Source organism: Prosthecobacter sp. Pr1 (assembly GCF_057652315.1).
The window spans coordinates 91,777-110,263 of the sequence record NZ_JBYFBS010000008.1; the positions used below are offsets into that span (position 1 = coordinate 91,777).

Genomic DNA, 18,487 nt, shown 5'->3' on the forward strand with positions numbered 1-18,487 from the left:
TGTTCATTCCTTTGCTAAAATCAACGCTTCACTTCGGCCTTCTCCCCAGCCCGCACCTCCGCCTTCGCATTCTCCTCCATCTTGCCGCGCTCCTGCAGCGCAAAACCCACCGGCATGTACACGGCCAGCGCGTAGCCGCACAGCCAGAAGCAGGTGCGCGCCCAGTACTTCACCGGCTGCCGGCTGCGGAAGGTCGGCCCCGCATTGTCATTCAGGCAGCCTGTGCGCAGCGTCTCGATCAAATGACTCGCCACCAAGAAACACCACAGCGGCGGAAACACCGTCATGAAGCTGAACTCATGGATCACCCCCCCGGCCACCGCCGACACCACCGACGCGCCAAACAGCACCCAGAACCACGGCGACCGAAACTGAAACCGAAACTTCCCCACCGGCACCTTGGGCTTCGGCCCGCAGTCCTCCTCCTTGTCCCTCACGATCTTCCACCCCAGCCTCCCGCCGCCACGGATCTCCCCGCACTTCGGACACTCCATCTTCAGCCCTTCGGAGCGCTCCAAAGACGCCAGCCCCGGCCGGGAGCAAAACGGGCACATCAGCACCAGTTGCCGCCGCATGATCTTCACCCCCAGCACCATTCCCACCAGCGTATAAAACACAAACAGCCCCATAAAAACCCACTCCACCGGCGACGTGTACCCACACGGCTTCCCCGAATAAAACAGCATGTTCAAGACCCCACCCCCCACCAGCACCCACGGGGCCGTGTGAATCGCATAAAAACAAAACCGGTAGCTCAGCATGCCCCCGAGTGAAACGGATTCGCCGAGCATTGGCAATGACAGTCTGGGGCGGGGATTGGAATGAGCTGAGCAAATCCGCAATTCCATTACACGATTTCCTTGTCACCCCCACGGGTTACGCGACAGACTGCGTCTTATCATGATCGAATCTCTCGTCTCTATTCCACTGCTTGCAAAAGCAGCTCCCCTTTTGATTCCGGTCGCTGCCACATTGGCGAAGCACTACCTCGGCGAGAATAAATCACTCTTCAAAGACCTCCTCGAAACGCTCATCGACGAGGCAGCTGACAATACCAAGAACAACCTTGAAGAAGCATTGAAGAAAAAGCCGGACGTAGCTCTCGCCATCAACCATCAGGTTTTCATGCGTTACACTGGCTGGGCACTTGGTGAGCTCATCCGCCAGTTCGCGTCAAAGCCTCAGTTTGAAGCGAACAAGGCGGATCTCGAACAATTTGCAGCCCAGGCTCCCGAAGGATGGATCACCTTTGTGCAGAAGGGATCACCCGGACTCATGCCTGTACAACAGGATATGTTCCTGCGTCAGATGGCCGAATGCATGGCTCGTGATGGAGTACTGCCTCCAATCAGCAACGTGCCCTTCATCACATTCATCAACTGGCACGTCCGTCTGCCGAAGGAAACGCAGCAGAAACTCGACACATATCTAAAGCAGAATCTCGACAGTGCTCTGCATGTGCTTCTGCTCGATGACAACAAGGAAGCCCAGCAGGCCTACAAGCAAATCCTCCTCACTGGAGTCCAGGAGATTCGGAAAGTGCTCCGCAATATTCAGGATCAGCTTCAACAACACGGCGAATGGATCGAAGACTTGCGTGACTCTCCCGGTTTTGACCTGCGCCACTACGCCGAAAAACTAGTGCTACACTGCGAGCGCATTCCATTTTCAGCAAAAGCGGAGAACAAGGGAGTAGCTCCTATCAAGCTCAGCACCGTGTTTGTCGAGCCTTCACTGCGGGCTTATCCAGAGCTGGACCCTGAATTCCTCGCCGCCAGTCGAGATATTGCCCATGCAGTACGTGACGGCACCATCGACCAACTCACTCCGGAACAACAACAGATCGCCCGTAAGCTAGAGGCTCGGCAGCTGTCCAATACGCCGCAGCCGGCATTCCATGCCCTATATGAAGCGCAGAAGTCCGGCCATATCATCCTAGCCCATGCGGGCGTGGGAAAATCCTCACTTGTCCGTCGCATGGCACTGCGCTGGGCCGTTCAGATGCAGCAGCCTTCCATCGAAAAGTATCCGGAGCCGCTACCTCTGCTCATCGAGTTGAAAACATTCGCCAATGCCTTTGGTCGAGATCCTACACTTTCACTTCTTGGTTTCCTCGACGGCTGTGAGGAATCCATCGACCGCCTCGATCGCATCTGGTGCTTGCATTATCTCCGCACCGGTGCGGCAATACTGATTCTCGATGGCTTGGACGAAGTCAGCCAACGGGAAACACGAAGTGCGATTGCCAACGGAGCCAGCCGTCTGCTGCGTCTTGGCGTTCGTGTCATCGTAACCTCACGCCGCGAGGGTTTCATTGCGGAGCATTGGCAGCAACAAACAGTATTGTGGACTGGCTGGATACTCGAAGAGTTCAGCCCAAAGCAGCGGGCGGACTTCATTGGTCTGATTCTTCCAAGACTATATGCCAGTGAAGGCGAATGGAAAAAGAAACAGTCAGAGCTGGAGCGACGCTTTGAACAACAGCCGGCAATCGGTCAACTCAGCACTAATCCACTATTGCTCACGCTCATTACTGTCCTGCTACGTACTGGGCGTCTGGGAGATAACCGCATCGCTCTTTATGAGGAGGCTGCCGAACTCCTTCTTGACCAGTGGGAAGCTGAGCACTTTGGCGCCGATTATTTACCTCTTGATGCCGACATTCCCTGCGATGCGGACACACGGCGTGAAATTGTGCGCCGCCTCGCGCTCAAGCTTGTGAGTGACGAAACGGAAGATGGCCAAGGCTTTGCCGAAAACCTATTTGGCATCGAGATATTCAAGGACGCTATCCGTGAAGTTATCGATCCCTCCCGTGCAAACCCTGGTACGGCGAATATGGCGGCCAACCAATTACCGGCCTACCTCAATGAACGCCACAGTGTCATCTGCTATTCTGGCCAGCATGCGGAAACAGAGGAGCGGCTCTTCAGTTTTATCCACCGAACCTTTCTCGAATATTTTATCGCGCTGGCATGGGTGGAAGAGGTGGACAACGAGAATGCCACCAACACAGAGCATACGCACCGCTTCCTACTAGAGCAGGACTCTGACGGCACTCCAAACTGGCGTAGTGCGCGAATGGCCAATATCTTACCATTTTATTTCGGCCTCCTACCGGACAATTTTCGCCGCTATCGCCTGCCACTATTGTGGGACCTGGCACCAGCCAATGAGACAGACACCGCCATCCGGCACGACGCCGTCTTGTTCGCCGCCCAAGTCTGGGCCGAAATCACCGGGCGCGATCGCAAGCACGCTAACTTCGGCACTCAGTTGCGTCAGCGATTGTTGGAACTGATGTGCTGGCAGGAATCAGAGCAGCAAATGGCAACCTCTCAAGATCGTTCGGACAAAGAACGCTGCCATCAAGCCGCCCATTATTGGGTGCAATTCTTTGGCACCCAGCCAGAAGTTGAACGAAAGATGTTCGAGCTGATCGGCGATCCCGAGCAAACTCCGAACCTTCGTATAATTCTGATGGATCAACTCTCCATGCTGCCAGATCCCTTCGGAAGAGCTCTCCCCCTCCTAAAAAAAATAGCCGTTGAACCATTCATTGGTTCAAGAATAAGGGGCGCTGCCCTAAGAATTCTAGACCAGCATTACGGAAGTACGGAACTACTTAGTGCACTGGAACTGATAGCAAGCAATGACCAAATCACCGACCTTGCAATCGATAACTGTACAAGTCTGAAGCGCCTCCCAGACCTCTCCGCGATGAAAGGTCTCGCTATACTTTCTCTGATTGGCTGCACCGGACTTCATGGCCCAGAGGCGCTCAATGGTCTTACATCTTTATCCTCTTTAGATATACTCTATCTCTATGGTTGCACTGGCGTGGAGCATCTGCCAGACTTTCGCGCATTGAAAAGTCTCCGAGTACTTGACTTGGGTGGCTGCTCTGGACTGGATTTCCCTGAGGCTCTCAAGGGTCTAACTCAGTTTACGAACTTGGAACAACTCCTGCTTGATGGCTGCTCGACTCTAAGGGAATCGGATATTGCGAATTTGAGGCAGAAACTGGGAAAAGATTGCGTGATTATTTTTGATCCAGCTAAGTAATATAGCATATATTCTATCCACTTTCATAACTAGTATTTATAAATGGAAAGTTGCAGGCAATTTGAGCATGTTGAATTACGGCTCTAGATTCCGTTTAGAAAGCTTTAGAAAAACACATCACATCCCCGCAGTCTTCTGTTTCTCGGCCTGCAGCGCGGCTTTATCCGCAGCGAGCTGCGCGAGCGCAGCGGCCTGACGGGCTTTTTGTTTGGCTTCGTACTCGGCGAGGGATTTGGCGCGGGCTTCGGCGCGGCGGGCTTTGGCTTCTTCTTCGGCGGCGGAGAGTTTTTGGCGTTCGGCGTCTTGGGCGGCTTTGGCGGCGGCGGCTTCGGCGGCGCGTTTTTCTTTTTCGAGGCGGATGGCTTCCTTCTCGGCGAACTGCTTGGCTTTCAACTCGGCGGCGGCGGCGCGGAGGGCTTCTTTTTCGGCTTCGGCCTGGGCTTTGATGGCGGCTTTCTCGGCTTCGGCCTGTTCCTTGGCGAGGCGTGCGGCTTCCTTGGCGGCTTCTTTCTCGGCGAGTTCACGGGCTTTGGCAGCGGCCTTCTCGGCGAGCTCCTGTTCCTTGGCCAGACGGGCGGCTTCTTTGGCGGCGGCTTTTTCAGCTTCGGCCTGCTCCTTGGCTAAACGTGCGGCTTCCCTGGCCTCTGCAGCGGCGAGCATTGCGGCGAGTTTCTCGGCCTCGGCCTTCTCCTTGGCAGCGGCTTTCTCGGCGGCTTCCTGCTCTTTGGCCAGACGGGCGGCCTCCTTGGCGGCGGCTTTTTCAGCTTCGGCCTGCTCCTTGGCAAGACGTGCGGCTTCCTTCGCGGCAGCCTTCTCAGCCTCGGCCTGTTCTTTGGCGATCCGGGCGGCTTCCTTGGCAGCCTCCTTCTCGGCCAGTTCGCGGGCCTTGGCTTCGGCCTTCTCAATGGCGGCCTGTTCTTTGGCGAGACGCTCCGCCTCCTTCGCGGCTTCCTTTTCAGCCAGTTCCTTCGCCTTAGCTTCCGCAGCGGCGAGCATGGCGGCCAGCTTCTCGGCCTGGGCGCGCTCCTTGGCGGCGATCTTCTCGGCGGCCTCGCGTTCCTTGGCGAGACGCGCCTCCTCCTTCTCGGCCAGCGCACGGGCCTTTGCGGCTTCCTTGTCGGCGAGTTCCTTGGCCTTCACGGCGGCGGCGGCGGCGCGCATGGCTTCGAGCTCCAGCAGGGCCTGCGCCTTGGCGGCAGCGGCGGCTTCTTCCTTGGCAATGCGTGCGGCTTCCTTGGCCTCGATGGCGGCCAGGCGTGCGGCTTCCTTCTCGGCCAGCGCCTGCGCCTTGGCGGCTTCGCGGGCGGCGATGTCGGCGGCGACCTTCGCCTCCATGGCGGCGGTGAGCGAGGTGGTGAAATCGATCATCTGCTGGCTGAGCTCCGCCGCGGTGGCGGTGAGCGCCGGGGCGGCGTCATCGAGCACGCGGGGCTGGATTTCGAGCGCCTGAAGTTTCTGCGCGGTGTCAGCAAGAAGGGCGAGGAATTTGGGATCGAGCTTGGTGGTCAGAGTCATTGCGATAGGTCGGAAAAAGGGGCGTGAATCATGGTCAGAGATGGCTGGGTGTAAAGCACAGATGCGGAGCAGTGGGAGTAGGCTGGGGAGGGAATTTGGGGGCGGTGGGTGGTGCCATGGCCTGGAGCACTCTCGGCAGCAGGACATTTCGAAGTTGAAGGGACTTTCGATTTTTGCCGCAAAGGGGCAGAGAGGCAGAGGGAGCAGAGGAAGGGCGTGCTCAGCCGGAAATGAGGTTTACGAACAACCAAGGCAGACGGGCGGGCTTTCGCCACACGCATCTTACGGGGCTGTTAAATGTGGGCTGAACTGCGTGTCATGAGTGCATGGCTTCTTGACCTCGGCGCTGGCTGCGCAAGCCTGCGGTCATGCGAAAACACTCCCTGCCCCTGCGCATCTCCTTTCTGGTCCTCCTCGCCTCCACCGTCACCAGTTTCGCGGCGGAATATGCCCCGCTTTTCCTGAGTGCGAACCAGTTGTCCATCGCCACGGGCAAGCCTTCGCTGGTGATGATGTCCAGCGGCTCCACGCACATCCCGGTGTGGTCGTTGTCGGGGGGCACGGACGGGCAGTCGGTCAGCGGTGTCGTCACCGGTCTGCCCAAGGACTGCGGCGGCGTACGGGTGGAGATCACGGTGACCACCACGGACGCGGCCACCAGCCCCACCTTGGAGGATGTTTACCGCGTGCACCTTTCCCAGATGGTGGAGGGGGCGCCCTTCACGGAGCGGCATCTGCAGGGAGATCCCATTCGCACGGCGCTGCCTGCCGCGCCGCTGCACTCCCGCACCATCGTTTTGGAGTCCTACTACCAGGTGGTCCCCGATGCCCCGCTGTGCGTGCGCATTCAGCGCGAGCCTGCGGACCCCGCCGACACCTTCACCAGCCCCACCGGTCTGGCGGTGGTCAAGGTGACGCCGCTGAGCGCTCCGCCGGAGGCCCACCTGGTGCAGGAAGCCAAGGGCTACAATTCCTGGCCGATGCTGCAGGCCATCGGCAACAAGCTGGTCTGCGTGTACAGCCGGGGCTCCGGGCACACCATTGGCGAAGACTCCCGCGCCACCTACGCACGTACCTCCACGGATGGCGGCAAAACGTGGACGGCGGAGACGCTGGTGGCGAACTCCCCTGGCTACGGCGATGTGCCCGTGGGCAAAGGGCTGGACTCCACCGGGGCGATGCTGCTCTGGGTGCGCCGGGTCGGGGCGCAGTGGCACCAGGATCTGTACCGCACGACGGATGGGGTGAAGTTCACACTGGTGACCACGCCGGAGCTTGCCGTGCGCCCGGTGCAGATCACGGATGTGTTTGCGGTGCCCACGGTGGGCCTCATGGCGCTGTGGTTCGCGGGCGATTATGGCGATGCGGGCCCGACGCACTCCTGGGGCATGCTGACGAGCAAGGACGATGGCAAGACCTGGACGCAAACGCCCATCGAGTCCGGCCTGACCAAAGATCAGTGGCCCACCGAGCCCTCCGCCGTTTACCTCGGTGATGGCAAAATCTTCGCCATCGGCCGCACGGAGGCGGGAGATTCCACGACGGCGCGCTCCCAGTTCCAGATGCTCTCCACCGATCACGGCAAAACATGGACGCGTGCGCAGACCAACATCACCGATGTGCTCATCTCCACGCCGAGCCTGATCCTCGATGCCAAAACCGGGCTGCTGAGCAACTACCATTTTCAGCGTGGTCGCGCCGGCATCCTGTGGCGCCGCGTGGTGGATCCGAAAAGCGTGATCGCGAATCCGCTCCGCTGGCCCGTGGGCGAAGCGGTGGCCGTGGGCAGCGGCAGCACCATCGACGCCGGCAACGTGAACGCCACGGTGATCGGGGACACGCATTACCTCTCGTTTTACTCCGGGAAGAAACCGGATACGGCAGTGCTGGTGTCAGAACTGAAGGCACCGGTGGGTGGGGGGAGGCATTCTGGACCAGTGCCTAGCGGTGAGAAGCGAAAAAGGAGGGAATAGTGTGAGTGAGTACTGGGCAATCAACAGATATCGGATCACTTCAGGGCACCCGCAAATAAATCAGGTGCGGCCTCACCCCATAATACTCGAGTGTTCGCAGAAAGGTTCTACAAGGCGCTCCGCGCCTCCGATTCATAAACGCAGTAATGTTGAACATCTCTGATGTTTCAGGCTTATCTCAAAGGCTTTACGCCACCTTTGCGCCCCAAACCGAACGCAACACGATACACGTCTGGCATCTGTAATCGACCATCTGGCAGTGGTTGAAGAATTCCTAAACCCGCAAGGTCTTGAGTCAACCCCTCAAACCCCCTTTCAATTCGTCTAGGACCTAGCTTATTTGAAAAGCGCGCCGTCTTTCGCACTTCATCCAAAGTATTGCTAGCTGCCCATCTCTCTTGCAAATCAGACGAGAAACAAGGAATGGTAACTTGGCCTCGCAGGCTTTCCATAGCCGGACTAATCCATGGATAGTCCTCCGTGACTTCTTGGACACGAATACTGGAGGCTTCCTGAACCCCCCTTCGAATACCTTCATGGTGCAATGCAAACTTCCAATCGTTCGGCGGCTGATAATTTGCAGCAGCTCGTAAAGCAACTTGAAAAGAACGTGGACTCACCTGTCCAAAAGAATCAGCCAAATGGTTCGGGAGCCATGTATAACAAAGCCCGCGCTTGTGACTAGGTCCCATCCAGGGTCCTGCAAGAGCTTCGAAAATACGCCGCTGTAATTCTTCATCTGTGCGTAAGGCCATCGGCACGGCCCAAGTATTTTCAAACTTCTGCCATACATGCCCACCCACGCTCTGGGTCTCTTGACGAAAAACATCCCCCCCATCAGGAGCATTCCCTAAATGCTGCCAAAGCAAACCATAAAGATCAGCTCGAGACCACGTCAAAGAAGCTTTTGTACCAGTTAGTTTTGAGGCATCAGGAAACGCCGTGACGTCCACATCTTGAAGCATATCAGGCCTCACAAATACTTTTACGCGAATACCGCGCCGCGCACGAAATTCCAATGCCACTTGTAAGAGTCCGCGCAATAAACGGCGCAAATCCTCCCAAGAATCAGCCGCTGTATCTAATGCATCAAAAAGAAAAAGACGCATCCGCCCAGATTTAATAAGTTTCTCTCCAGAATTATCAACAGCAGTTTCAAACTGCTCGGCATGATCACGAATCCAGGTAACTCTTTCACGCCATGTGCTCCCCAAAATTCCAACAGAATCCTCCAACAATTGCGTCCCAATAACGGCTCGCCAAATTTGCCGAGGTTCTAAATCGCGCAGCAAATCAGCCAATACGTCTTTGCTCGGACATTGCCGCGTCGGCAAACCAGTGCCAAACCCAGCTGAAACCAGCATAGGCGAAGAAATTCTCGCTTTGGGCAGCATACTGGCCACCACACGTCTATGCTCTTCGGAAAGAAGCGCCGCCCACCAAAAACTTTTTCCCACACCACGATTACCCTCTACCAACATAGTGTCGGGATCAAGAGCCTGCGCATGCCGCAACGGAGCGTACAAGTACCTTGGATCAGGAGGTTCTGTTCCAAACTGTGCGCTTTGCTCGGGCAAGGCCGATAGGAGGGCTTGCCTTAAAGCATGGGAGGGGAAAACATATTCACTCATAATTAGCTCCCTGCATCAAACAACAACCGTTCACAAGTTTTTAGAAAATCGCCATAGGCAGCAGTAATTTCCGCCTCAGAGACAGCAGTGGGCATTGTAACTGGATTAAGTCCTTGAAACACCCGACTCCATAAAATTGGAATGGAGTGATGTGGACCATCGGGGTCATCCAATGCAAAATTAAACGCATCTTCACTTCCTGCTGCACTTTCCTCATAAATTGTTTCCTCGAATAAAGCATGAGATGCGGCGAGAGCCGTTGCACGATGCTCAACACGACCAATTTCTGGCACTAGTGCATCAACCATCCGCAAGTTATCCCTAAAATAAGGAAGAACACTGAAGTGCGTCTGCCAATGCCGAAAAAGAAGGCGATATCCTTGCCAAGTCTGTTCCCCATTGGCAGCAAATAATAAAGCCAAAGCCCGCAACCGAGTCAACGCAACCGCCGCCACATCATGCAATCCTGCGCGACTATCCAAGAGAACAGCATCTGGCTTGAAATGATCTTCCAACGATTCCAATAATCGATGAAGCCTCATTGCGAATGATTCAATTCCATCTGCCTTACGAATATCGAGCGTCACACGTGCAAGTTTAGGCACGTAAGCAGTTTCGCCAAAACCATGCGCTGGCGCCACACGAATCTGACCTGCAGAAGAGGCCCCAAGCGGGCTAATAGCAGTGATTTCGTTAAGCAACTCTGTGTCTGCCGCGCCCACTGAGTCTTCAACAAACCAATCGACTAGACCTCTTGGAGGATATGCATCCGGCGGCAATAAAAGAGAACCAATACCGGGTGATTCAAGATCAAGGTCAAGAACAAGTACATTTCGCCCTTTTTCAGCTAAATATCGTGCAAATAATGCTAGTGCTGTAGACCGGCCCACACCTCCTTTCAGCCCATAAAAAGTAACACGACGAACATGCGTCGGAGCCCCCTCAAATTGAGGGCGCAACCAGTCTCCTCCAGTGATTAACCGATCTAAAAAGTATGGGCCATCAGATTGCCTTGGATCCAGCAATGGCACCAAATCTTGTGATTGGAAAATCGCATTTGGGGAAATTAAAGCATCCCCTAGCAGGAAAATATTCTCAGCACCTGGACTATAGGGACCGAGCGCTGCATGCAAGTTTAGCGCCACTGACGCAATTGTGGAATCAACCGTAGAACCTTGTGGTAGAGCAATGCGGATCCGCCCATAAAGGTCACGTACAAGTACCAATTTTTGCGGAAGGATCCCCACATGTGCTTCAACCCATTTTTTTGCAACCTCCAGCGCCGTTGAAAATCGAACACTCATGATAATACAATTCCATCCTCCTGTACAAGCTCAAGCAGCGCCATGCAATCTCTCGCTTCTTTTTGATGATCGGCCACACTTGAATTCCGAGCAATGAGCCAACCATCGGGTGCATATCGGTCATGAATACTCCACGTCGCAAAGGGCAAGGAGGCACCCGGTGCCGGTTGCAGTGGCGCAAGATACTTCCCACCAAGTTGACCTCCTGCATAAACCGTAAACTGCTGCCACAGTGCCGGAAGATGTCCATATTGAGTTGTGTTTTGAACTCCCCCGTGAGAATGCGTCGGAACACCCAAACCCACCAGGACAGCTTTGAGTGCACACTCTGCACTAAATCCATAAAATAAACCGGCATTCGGGACGCGCGACGGCTCAGCAGAGGCCCATAGATAATCGGCATCTCTTAGGTGGCGTCTTGCAGATTCAAGATAGCTAGTCGGCATGGTAAAATTTGGCTGAATTGACAATTGTTCAACACGAGCAACGTTACACCACGAAAATGGCATAGCGGATGGGAGAACAAGTTTCTGGCGGTTAATCTTGGATAGATGTGGACGCAAGTTCAATTGAACTCGCCTCCTGCCCGGGATGCCCCTTACCAAAACTCATAAAGCGAGAACAACAAGGTCTGCATCCCTAAATAATAATCCCCCCGCTCAATCCACAAACAGCATCTCATTCCCTGCCAGCAGGGCCTGGGCGTACTGCGCCCACACGGCGGCATCGTTTTCGCGCCCACTGACAAACGCCTGCGCCACTGACGCCTCATGGGCGCTTGGCTTGCGGCCGAAGAGGCGGGCATAGACGGCGTCCACGCGGTGCTGCATGGCCCATTTCCCCAGCACTTCGGACTGCTGCTGCATGAAGGGGGAATTGAGCGCGAAGAGGCCCTGCAGAGGGGTGATCGTCTCCGTGCGCCAAGGATTGTGCGCGCCGGGATCGGGCACGTCGTGAATGCGCAGCATGGGGTCCATGTCCTGGCGGTCGGAGGCGCCGTAGAGGGAGCGGCGGTGATTGGCCGCATCGCTGATGGATGAGGCGGGGCCGCCAATTTTGAGATCGATCTGGCCGGTGGCGCTGAGGATGGCATCGCGCCAGGATTCCCAGTCCAGCCGACGGCGCAGCATGCGGGCGTAGAGTTTGTTCTCCGGATCGCGCTGCTCGGAGGCGGCGGCGACGCTGCTCTGCTGCCAGGTGGCGGAGTTCAAGATCTCACGGTGCAGCCACTTGAGCGACCACCCGTGCTCCATGAAGCGACCGGCGAGATCATCGAGCAGTTCGGGATGCGTGGGGGCTTCGCCGAGGTTGCCGAACTCGCTGGGGGTATCCACCAAACCGCGACCGAAATGGTGCTTCCACACGCGATTCACGATGACGCGGGCGGTCAGCGGTGCGGCGTCTTCCACGATGGCCTGCGCCAGTTCCAGGCGGCCGCTGCCGGTGGTGAACTTGCGCGGCAGGCCGGTCTTGGAGGGAAACATGGAAAGGAAGCGGCGCGGCACCGCGGCGCCGAGGTCATTCGGGTTGCCGCGCTTCATGAGTTCGAGATCGCGGGCCATGCCCATCTTGTAGTCGAGCTTGGTGCCGTGCTCCTTTTCCTTGTTCACCACGTAGAGCGCCGCATCCTCCACAGCATTGGCCATGGGCATGTTGTAGTGCGGGGTCGCGGTCTTGATGGAGGCGATGACGGTTTCGATTTTTTTGGCCTGCTCCGCCAGATCCTTCGGCTTCTTTTTCTTGAGGTCGGCCATCTGCTTTTCCATGGCCGCCACCTCCGCCCGCGCCTTGGCCACGGGCTTCCAGAATTCGTCCTTCATCGTGGGCAGCTCGGAGAGCTTCACGGAGGCGAAGACCCCGGCCAGCGCATAATAATCCTGTGCGGAGATGGGGTCGGACTTGTGATCATGGCAGCGGGCGCAGGCCAGCGTGAGGCCGAGGAAGGTGCGGCCGATGGCATCCACATGCTCCTCCCATTCATCCGCGACGGTGGTCTTGATGATCTCCGGCGGGAGCTGCAGCTCTTTGAAATACGTGGGGCTCAGGCCGATGAAGCCCAGCGCCACGCGATCCTGCGGGCCGCACTCGGGCAGGAAATCCGTGGCAAGCTGACGCAGCACGAAGCGGTCATACGGCATGTCCTCGTTCAGCGCCTGCACCACCCAGTCGCGGTAGAGGTAGGAGTATTTGGTGGAGTCCAGCCAGTCGGGGGTTTGGTCCGTGTAGCGCGCCAGATCCAGCCAGTGGCGTGCCCAGCGCTCGCCGTAGTGGGGGCTGCGCAGGGTTTCATCCACGGTGCGGCTCCAGTCGGCGGCGGCCTGCTCGGCAGGGGGCAGGCCGGTGAGATCAAAGGCCAGCCTGCGCTGCAGCACGCGCTCGTCCGCCCGTGGGGCTGGCTTCATGCCTGCGGCCTCCATCTTGGCGAGGATGAAGTAATCGATGCGCGTCTTCGGCCACGCGGCGTCCTTCACCTGAGGGAGCCCGCCACGCTTCAGCGGCGCAAACGACCATGGCACAGGCTTCGGCCCCTCGTCCTTTTTGGCCAAGGCCATCCCGGCCGCTGCGAGGAGCAGCAGGGTCAGGCAGAAGGAGATGGGAGCGGAGAAACGCACCTGCAAGGTACAGCGCCTAGGGCGGGAAGCTTTCCAGAAATTAGGTCTTATAGGACCTATACGACCTATTCAGGAGTGCCCCGCACCCGGCCTCCACCCACCCCCTCCCCCGTCCGCTTGTGAAATTTTTCACAAATCCCAGTTGCCCACCTTATTCACACTCGGATACTGCGAACCATGGCCTCCCCCGTCCAGTATCTTCCCGGAAAAGAACCCCATGCGCGTGAAAAGCGCCTGATCTTCAAGAACATCGACCGCGCCGGTTACAATCCGTCCATCGAGTGTTACCTGGAGAATGGCGGGTATGAGCAGCTCAAAAAGGCGTTCACCATGGAGCGCAGCGCCATCACCAACGAGGTCAAAGCCAGCGGTCTGCGCGGCCGTGGCGGTGCAGGCTTCCCGACAGGCGTGAAGTGGGGCTTTATCCCGCCGACGAACACGAAGCCGGTCTATCTCATCTGCAACGCGGACGAATCCGAACCCGGCACCTTCAAGGACCGCTACATCATGCACCAGGATCCGCATCAGCTGATCGAAGGCATGATGATCGCCTGCTTCGCCGTGGGCGCCAAGCTGTCCTACATCTATGTGCGCGAAGAATTCCCCTACGCGGCGAAGATCCTCGAGAAGGCCATCGCTGAAGCGCACGAAAAAGGCTTCCTCGGCAAGAACATCCTCGGCACCGGTTTCGACTGCGAGATCTACGTGCATCGCGGTGCAGGCGCCTACATCTGCGGTGAAGAGACCGGCCTCATCGAATCCCTCGAAGGCAAGCGCCCCTACCCGCGCATCAAGCCCCCGTATTTCCCTGCGGCGCTCGGCCTCTACATGAGCCCGACCATCGTGAACAACGTGGAATCCCTCTGCCACGTGAAGCACATCATCGAGATGGGCGGCGCGGAGTACGCCAAGCTCGGCACGCCGAACAACACCGGCACCCGCATCCTCTGCGTCAGCGGCGATGTGCAGAAGCCCGGCTACTACGAAGTCGAAGTCGGCAAGGTCACCATGGGCGAAGTCATCGACGTGCTCTGCGGTGGTCTCAAACCCGGTCGCAAACTGAAGGCCATCATCCCTGGCGGCAGCTCCTCCAAAGTCCTGCGTGCCGATGAAAAATTCAAGCTCAAGGACGGTCGCGAACTCGGCATCATGGACATCCCCATGGACTTCGACACCATGGCCCAGTGCGGCACCATGGCCGGATCCGGCGGCGTCATCATCATGGACGACAGCCGCAGCATGACCTGGGTCATCAACAACCTGAACGCCTTCTACGCGCACGAATCCTGCGGCCAGTGCACCCCCTGCCGCGAAGGCAGCCTGTGGATGAAGAAAATCAGCGACCGCATCGTGGCCGGTGACGCCAGCCCCGATGACGTGGACACCCTCGAAACCGTGGCCAACCAGATCGAAGGCAAGACCATCTGCGCCTTCGGCGAAGCCGCCTCCTGGCCCACCCAGAGCTTCATCAAGAAATTCCGCGACGAGCTCAAAGCCGACTGCAAACCCGATTTGACGGGCAAGATCGTCAATGAGGAGACGCTGGTGGCGGCTGCGGGCTTGGTGGGGTGAGTTCGTTCAGCGAGAAGCTGTGGAGCTTCTGACGGCGGATGGTGAATATTCAGGTCTTTGGGAAAGTGGGCGGCAGCCCATGAAAGCTCGGCTGCGCCCCTCACCCAGCCTCTCCCCGAAGGATGTTTGGAGCTGCGAGGCCATGGGCGGGGAGAGGGGATTCGTGCTGGGACGCTTTCACGCTCAATCGGAGTCGCAACGCGTCCCCCCTCTCCCCGCCGAGGGCATGATTGGTGCCAGGTCTCTTCGGGGAACCGTAGCGAAGCGAAGATAGACGAAGTCAAAGGCTGGGTGAGGGGTTTTGCAAAGCTTCGTTGCACTGCTGCTTGGTTCCCTGCGCACGGATTGGAAATTCGACGACGCCATGGTGCAAAAGATCAACATGCCATGGAGTATCGCCACGCCCAACAAAGACGGCTGGGGCTCGCTTTACTACATCGTCTGCGACTTCAACAACGACGGCAAAGTCCCCAATCCCGAACTGATGACTGTGCCGCCGAAACCCGGCGCGACGCAGAAGGAACTCAACGTGCGCATCGCCATCTTCTCCGCCGGCCCTGACGGAGACCCCTCGACGTGGGAGGACAATCATCCACCGACGTTCAAGGGGTGGTAGGAGCCAAGGCGCGTGTGTCGATGTTTATTTGAAACTCGACAGCCACAGCCTCGCTCGGGTAAAACGGAGGCATGAGTGATGAACGGCGCATTGACCGCATGGCGGGATGTTCATGTCTGGGAAAGTTACTTTTGGGCGGAGCCGTGTCGGCTTTGGCCGTCTATTACGCTCTCAACTTAAACCAATGCTTCTATGCCACCGACCGTGGCAGCGTTCGCATGCAAGTTCGACAAACGACATTAGATCTTAAAATTGCGATTGAATGTTATCACACTGATTACAATCGCTTTCCCATCCCGGAGTCTGACTTGCACAGTCCGAATGATGCTTCCATCCGATCGCGAGGCCCGATGCTGCCCATACTCATCGGCAATGAGAGCGTTCCGCAAAACGTTCCATCGATGAACCCCAAAGACATCGTTTACCTCAGCTTGCCTCAAGCCCAGGACCGCAAAAACGGCCTATGGCACGACGGCTCGGAATGGGTGCTCAGTGATCGTTGGGGCGAGCCTTATCACCTCGTCCTCGACACGAACGGCGATGACAAGATCGCCAACCCCGAGTTTGGCGCGGATCAGTCGGACGCCGAATACGAGAGGCGATGCCGGATGCTTCCGCCGCCTGCGACGCTGCCACTGAAGGTGCTCATCTACTCCTCCGGCCCGGACCGCGATCCCAAGACCTGGAAGGACAATGTGTGCTCGTGGCAAGCGCGCTGAGCAGCCTCCGAGCCCTCCACAAGCCCCTGGCTTTTCCAGTCAAAGCCGGTCCGCTGCCCTCACCCACTCGGTGCTCGACAAAGCAAACGTCTCTCAGGTAAAACAGCACCATGAGCGAAGCCACCACGCCCTACTATGATCCGCTCAATCTGAAAAAAAGCGGCTGCACCCGGGTCTTGCTCACGCTGGGCATCATTGCCGCACTCATCGTTCTGGCCTCGCCAGTCTTGATCGATCTCTGGGTGTCTTCACAAGGTCCAAAGCTTCAGCCGGCAACAGTCCTCAGAGAAATCAAATACGGGCTCTTAAGCTATGAGGCGGAATACCAGCACTTTCCCATTCCGGAATCCGGCTGGCACGGGCCTGATGCAACACTCCGCACACGCGGCGTCATTCTTTCTGCCCTCACGGGCAAAGACACCACTCTCAATCCCCACGAGATCAAATTCACCGACTTCCCTCCCGCCAAAGACCGCAAATTCGGCCTCTGGAAGGACGGCGCGGAATGGGTGCTCAGTGATCTCTGGGGCGAGCCCTATTACATCGTCCTCGACACGAACGGCGACGGCAGTCTCGCCAATCCCGAGTACGGAGCGGATCAGTCGGACTCCAGGTACGCCGAGCGATGCAGGAACAATCCGCCTCCGGCGACCTTGCCTTTGCGCGTCTTCATCTACTCCTCAGGCAAAGACCGGAATCCCAAGACGTGGCAGGACAATATGTGCTCGTGGTATTCACGTTGAGCATTTTCACTCCACCCGCCTCATCACCCGCAGCGCAGCGTTTTTGGCGGTCAGCGCCGCCGTGCCGTGGGCTTGATGCTGCCACGCATCCGCGAGGCCCATGCGTGGTGCCTTTCACCGCCTTGTGGACGGCGCAATGACGCGGTGCCTCGCCTTCATTCGGAACTCGACAGCCGAGGCGAAACCGCCAAGAATGTCGAACTTGAGCGCGCTGGGACACTGGCTCGCCCCTCGTTTCCCTGCGCACCGCAAAAGCGCCATCCCAACCAATGAGCCGATACACCGTCATCCGCTATTCCATGATCCTGGCCGCTGTGACGAAGCCGCTGCTGGTCATGGCCATCTATCTGCGCCTCTCATCGAAGGTGGAGTCGGTCCATTGGCTGTTCGTCATCGCGGCCTTGTTTTTCATCACAGTTCTCCCGTCCTTGCGCATTGATCCAGTCGAGGATGAAGAAGCCCGGCGGCGTGCCAACCGGATCAGCTTTATTCGAGCTCTCTGCGCCTACCTCATCGCGCGGTGGATTCTTGATCAACCGGAGGCCGAGACCTTTCTCTCAGGCCTGGCGTCTCGTCTGTGGGATTGGAGACCGCTGACGGTGGTGGCCATTTTTTGCCTCATGCAATTTCGCACCGACCTGCGGGCCGCCCTCCACTTCAAATTCAGCGATCTTTATCCTCACTTGAAGCGAGAACCGCAGCCGGAGGCTCCCTGAGTCGGTTCCATCAAGCACCCGCCAAGCCCTCACTCCACCCGCCGGATCACACGGACGGCGTAGACCTTGGCGGTCAATTCGGAGAGCTTCACCGGCTTCTCGTCGTCACGCAGGGGATCGCGGGCGAGGTATTCCAGGCCGTCTTTGCCGACGATCACGCACCAGTGCTGGATGCCGCCGAGGAGGAAGTATTTTACCACGGGGTAGGCGCCGCGTTCCAGGGCCGCGTCCATCACGGCGTGGCTGGCGGCGGGGTGGTATTCGGCGGCGAGTTTTTTGTCCGTCACGCGGGGGATGGCGTTCCACACCACCCAGCCCTGCGGCAGGAAGCCCTCGGCTTTTTTCAGGCGAGTGTTGAGTTCCTTGGGCGTGAGCTCCACGCCGAGGTCTGAGCAGGCCATGGCCACGCTGGAGACGAGGCAGCCGTGGCTGCCCAGCGTGCCGGTGGAGGTGCCGAGCTGATCCGCCGCCCAGCGTTTGTCCTTTTGCAGGTGCGTCTTCCCGGCATCCGGCAGGCGGACGTGCAGGGTTTTGCCGCCGGTGGAGGCAATGGCGGGAGCGATGCGCGCCCAGCAGGTACGCAGCATCACACAGCTGGTCGCCACGATCACCAGAACAAGCAGCCCGATGAAGGCGTAGCGGCGCATGCAGGAGTCTTAGTGGGCCTTCTTCTCGCCGTGCTCGGCTTCCTTGGCATGGGATTCGCCATGGCCTTCGTCGTGCGCCTTGTGCATGCCTTCGTGCAGCACCTGGGTTTCCTTCCAGGAGTGCTTTCCACAGGAAGTGGAGGCGAGGACGAGGGCGGCGGCGCAGAGGATGAACGAGGCGGTTTTCATGTGAGATCGGGGTCCGGCATCCTATCGGAAGAGGCTCGTCGTGCAAATGACAATTCGCGTTCCGGTGGGCATCCTTCGGCGGGTCCAAAGGGGGCCCATGGGCGGTCTTGCCGGCTAAGAATCGGCCACCCGGAGCGTTTCCTCTTCAGCGCGTCCGCACTGTTCGTTCATGCGAGCTGTAAATT

15 protein-coding genes are annotated in these 18,487 nt (G+C 57.9%); 7 read left to right on the forward strand and 8 right to left on the reverse strand.

Features of this window, described 5'->3' with window-relative positions:
• Positions 1 to 20 precede the first annotated feature (20 nt).
• Positions 21 to 791, reverse strand: a complete 771-nt coding sequence (locus AC24GY_RS14890; RefSeq protein WP_487684413.1) for a hypothetical protein — start codon at positions 789 to 791, stop codon at positions 21 to 23.
• 109 nt (positions 792 to 900) lie between these two features.
• Here AC24GY_RS14890 and AC24GY_RS14895 point away from each other — a divergent pair, with 109 nt between their 5' ends.
• On the forward strand, positions 901 to 4,065 hold the full coding sequence (locus AC24GY_RS14895) for an NACHT domain-containing protein (RefSeq protein WP_487684416.1): 3,165 nt from the start codon (positions 901 to 903) through the stop codon (positions 4,063 to 4,065).
• 117 nt (positions 4,066 to 4,182) lie between these two features.
• Here the strand turns inward: AC24GY_RS14895 and AC24GY_RS14900 are convergent, their stop codons facing one another.
• Entirely contained in the window at positions 4,183 to 5,580 is a 1,398-nt protein-coding gene (locus AC24GY_RS14900) for a hypothetical protein (RefSeq protein ID WP_487684419.1), read from the reverse strand.
• Between the two features lie 368 nt (positions 5,581 to 5,948).
• Between AC24GY_RS14900 and AC24GY_RS14905 the strand changes: the two genes are divergently transcribed.
• Positions 5,949 to 7,553 carry a sialidase family protein gene (locus tag AC24GY_RS14905; RefSeq protein ID WP_487684422.1) on the forward strand — a complete coding sequence of 535 codons (1,605 nt, stop codon included), beginning with the start codon at positions 5,949 to 5,951 and terminating at the stop codon, positions 7,551 to 7,553.
• A gap of 173 nt (positions 7,554 to 7,726) precedes the next feature.
• Here the strand turns inward: AC24GY_RS14905 and AC24GY_RS14910 are convergent, their stop codons facing one another.
• The 4 genes from AC24GY_RS14910 to AC24GY_RS14925 form a co-directional block, all read right to left on the reverse strand.
• Positions 7,727 to 9,184, reverse strand: a complete 1,458-nt coding sequence (locus AC24GY_RS14910) for a hypothetical protein (RefSeq protein WP_487684425.1) — start codon at positions 9,182 to 9,184, stop codon at positions 7,727 to 7,729.
• A gap of 2 nt (positions 9,185 to 9,186) precedes the next feature.
• A complete protein-coding gene (locus AC24GY_RS14915; protein WP_487684428.1) occupies positions 9,187 to 10,488 on the reverse strand; it encodes a ParA family protein in 1,302 nt (433 codons plus the stop codon).
• The gene (locus AC24GY_RS14920; RefSeq protein ID WP_487684431.1) at positions 10,485 to 10,997 is read right to left on the reverse strand and encodes a hypothetical protein; all 513 of its coding nucleotides are present in this window, start codon (positions 10,995 to 10,997) and stop codon (positions 10,485 to 10,487) included. Before AC24GY_RS14920 ends, AC24GY_RS14915 begins: the two co-directional genes overlap by 4 nt.
• A 150-nt stretch (positions 10,998 to 11,147) precedes the next feature.
• Positions 11,148 to 13,100 (reverse strand): DUF1549 and DUF1553 domain-containing protein, encoded by a 1,953-nt coding sequence (locus tag AC24GY_RS14925; RefSeq protein ID WP_487684433.1) that lies wholly within the window; start codon positions 13,098 to 13,100, stop codon positions 11,148 to 11,150.
• A 177-nt stretch (positions 13,101 to 13,277) separates the two neighbouring features.
• Between AC24GY_RS14925 and nuoF the strand changes: the two genes are divergently transcribed.
• From nuoF to AC24GY_RS14950, 5 genes are all read left to right on the forward strand, one after another.
• Positions 13,278 to 14,672, forward strand: coding sequence for an NADH-quinone oxidoreductase subunit NuoF (nuoF, locus tag AC24GY_RS14930; protein WP_487684436.1), 1,395 nt, complete (start codon positions 13,278 to 13,280; stop codon positions 14,670 to 14,672).
• A gap of 301 nt (positions 14,673 to 14,973) precedes the next feature.
• Positions 14,974 to 15,288 carry a hypothetical protein gene (locus tag AC24GY_RS14935; protein ID WP_487684439.1) on the forward strand — a complete coding sequence of 105 codons (315 nt, stop codon included), beginning with the start codon at positions 14,974 to 14,976 and terminating at the stop codon, positions 15,286 to 15,288.
• Between the two features lie 350 nt (positions 15,289 to 15,638).
• Positions 15,639 to 16,007: a hypothetical protein gene (locus AC24GY_RS14940; protein ID WP_487684442.1), complete on the forward strand. Its 369-nt coding sequence runs from the start codon at positions 15,639 to 15,641 to the stop codon at positions 16,005 to 16,007.
• Positions 16,008 to 16,117: 110 nt separating this feature from the next.
• Complete coding sequence (locus tag AC24GY_RS14945) at positions 16,118 to 16,750, forward strand: hypothetical protein (protein WP_487684445.1); 633 nt, start codon at positions 16,118 to 16,120, stop codon at positions 16,748 to 16,750.
• Positions 16,751 to 17,019: 269 nt separating this feature from the next.
• Complete coding sequence (locus AC24GY_RS14950) at positions 17,020 to 17,466, forward strand: hypothetical protein (RefSeq protein WP_487684448.1); 447 nt, start codon at positions 17,020 to 17,022, stop codon at positions 17,464 to 17,466.
• Positions 17,467 to 17,495: 29 nt separating this feature from the next.
• Here the strand turns inward: AC24GY_RS14950 and AC24GY_RS14955 are convergent, their stop codons facing one another.
• Together AC24GY_RS14955 and AC24GY_RS14960 are read right to left on the reverse strand one after the other, a co-directional pair.
• Entirely contained in the window at positions 17,496 to 18,113 is a 618-nt protein-coding gene (locus tag AC24GY_RS14955; protein ID WP_487684451.1) for a hypothetical protein, read from the reverse strand.
• A 9-nt stretch (positions 18,114 to 18,122) separates the two neighbouring features.
• Complete coding sequence (locus AC24GY_RS14960; protein ID WP_397386004.1) at positions 18,123 to 18,302, reverse strand: hypothetical protein; 180 nt, start codon at positions 18,300 to 18,302, stop codon at positions 18,123 to 18,125.
• Positions 18,303 to 18,487 lie beyond the last annotated feature (185 nt).

What these genes read in the sequence shown, in the direction of transcription:
- AC24GY_RS14890 (WP_487684413.1), bottom strand. Translation starts at nt 791, where the DNA reads ATGCTCGGCGAATCCGTTTCACTCGGGGGCATGCTGAGCTACCGGTTT.
- AC24GY_RS14895 (WP_487684416.1), top strand. Translation starts at nt 901, where the DNA reads ATGATCGAATCTCTCGTCTCTATTCCACTGCTTGCAAAAGCAGCTCCC.
- AC24GY_RS14900 (WP_487684419.1), bottom strand. Translation starts at nt 5,580, where the DNA reads ATGACTCTGACCACCAAGCTCGATCCCAAATTCCTCGCCCTTCTTGCT.
- AC24GY_RS14905 (WP_487684422.1), top strand. Translation starts at nt 5,949, where the DNA reads ATGCGAAAACACTCCCTGCCCCTGCGCATCTCCTTTCTGGTCCTCCTC.
- AC24GY_RS14910 (WP_487684425.1), bottom strand. Translation starts at nt 9,184, where the DNA reads ATGAGTGAATATGTTTTCCCCTCCCATGCTTTAAGGCAAGCCCTCCTA.
- AC24GY_RS14915 (WP_487684428.1), bottom strand. Translation starts at nt 10,488, where the DNA reads ATGAGTGTTCGATTTTCAACGGCGCTGGAGGTTGCAAAAAAATGGGTT.
- AC24GY_RS14920 (WP_487684431.1), bottom strand. Translation starts at nt 10,997, where the DNA reads ATGCCATTTTCGTGGTGTAACGTTGCTCGTGTTGAACAATTGTCAATT.
- nuoF (WP_487684436.1), top strand. Translation starts at nt 13,278, where the DNA reads ATGGCCTCCCCCGTCCAGTATCTTCCCGGAAAAGAACCCCATGCGCGT.
- AC24GY_RS14940 (WP_487684442.1), top strand. Translation starts at nt 15,639, where the DNA reads ATGCTGCCCATACTCATCGGCAATGAGAGCGTTCCGCAAAACGTTCCA.
- AC24GY_RS14945 (WP_487684445.1), top strand. Translation starts at nt 16,118, where the DNA reads ATGAGCGAAGCCACCACGCCCTACTATGATCCGCTCAATCTGAAAAAA.
- AC24GY_RS14950 (WP_487684448.1), top strand. Translation starts at nt 17,020, where the DNA reads ATGAGCCGATACACCGTCATCCGCTATTCCATGATCCTGGCCGCTGTG.
- AC24GY_RS14955 (WP_487684451.1), bottom strand. Translation starts at nt 18,113, where the DNA reads ATGCGCCGCTACGCCTTCATCGGGCTGCTTGTTCTGGTGATCGTGGCG.
- AC24GY_RS14960 (WP_397386004.1), bottom strand. Translation starts at nt 18,302, where the DNA reads ATGAAAACCGCCTCGTTCATCCTCTGCGCCGCCGCCCTCGTCCTCGCC.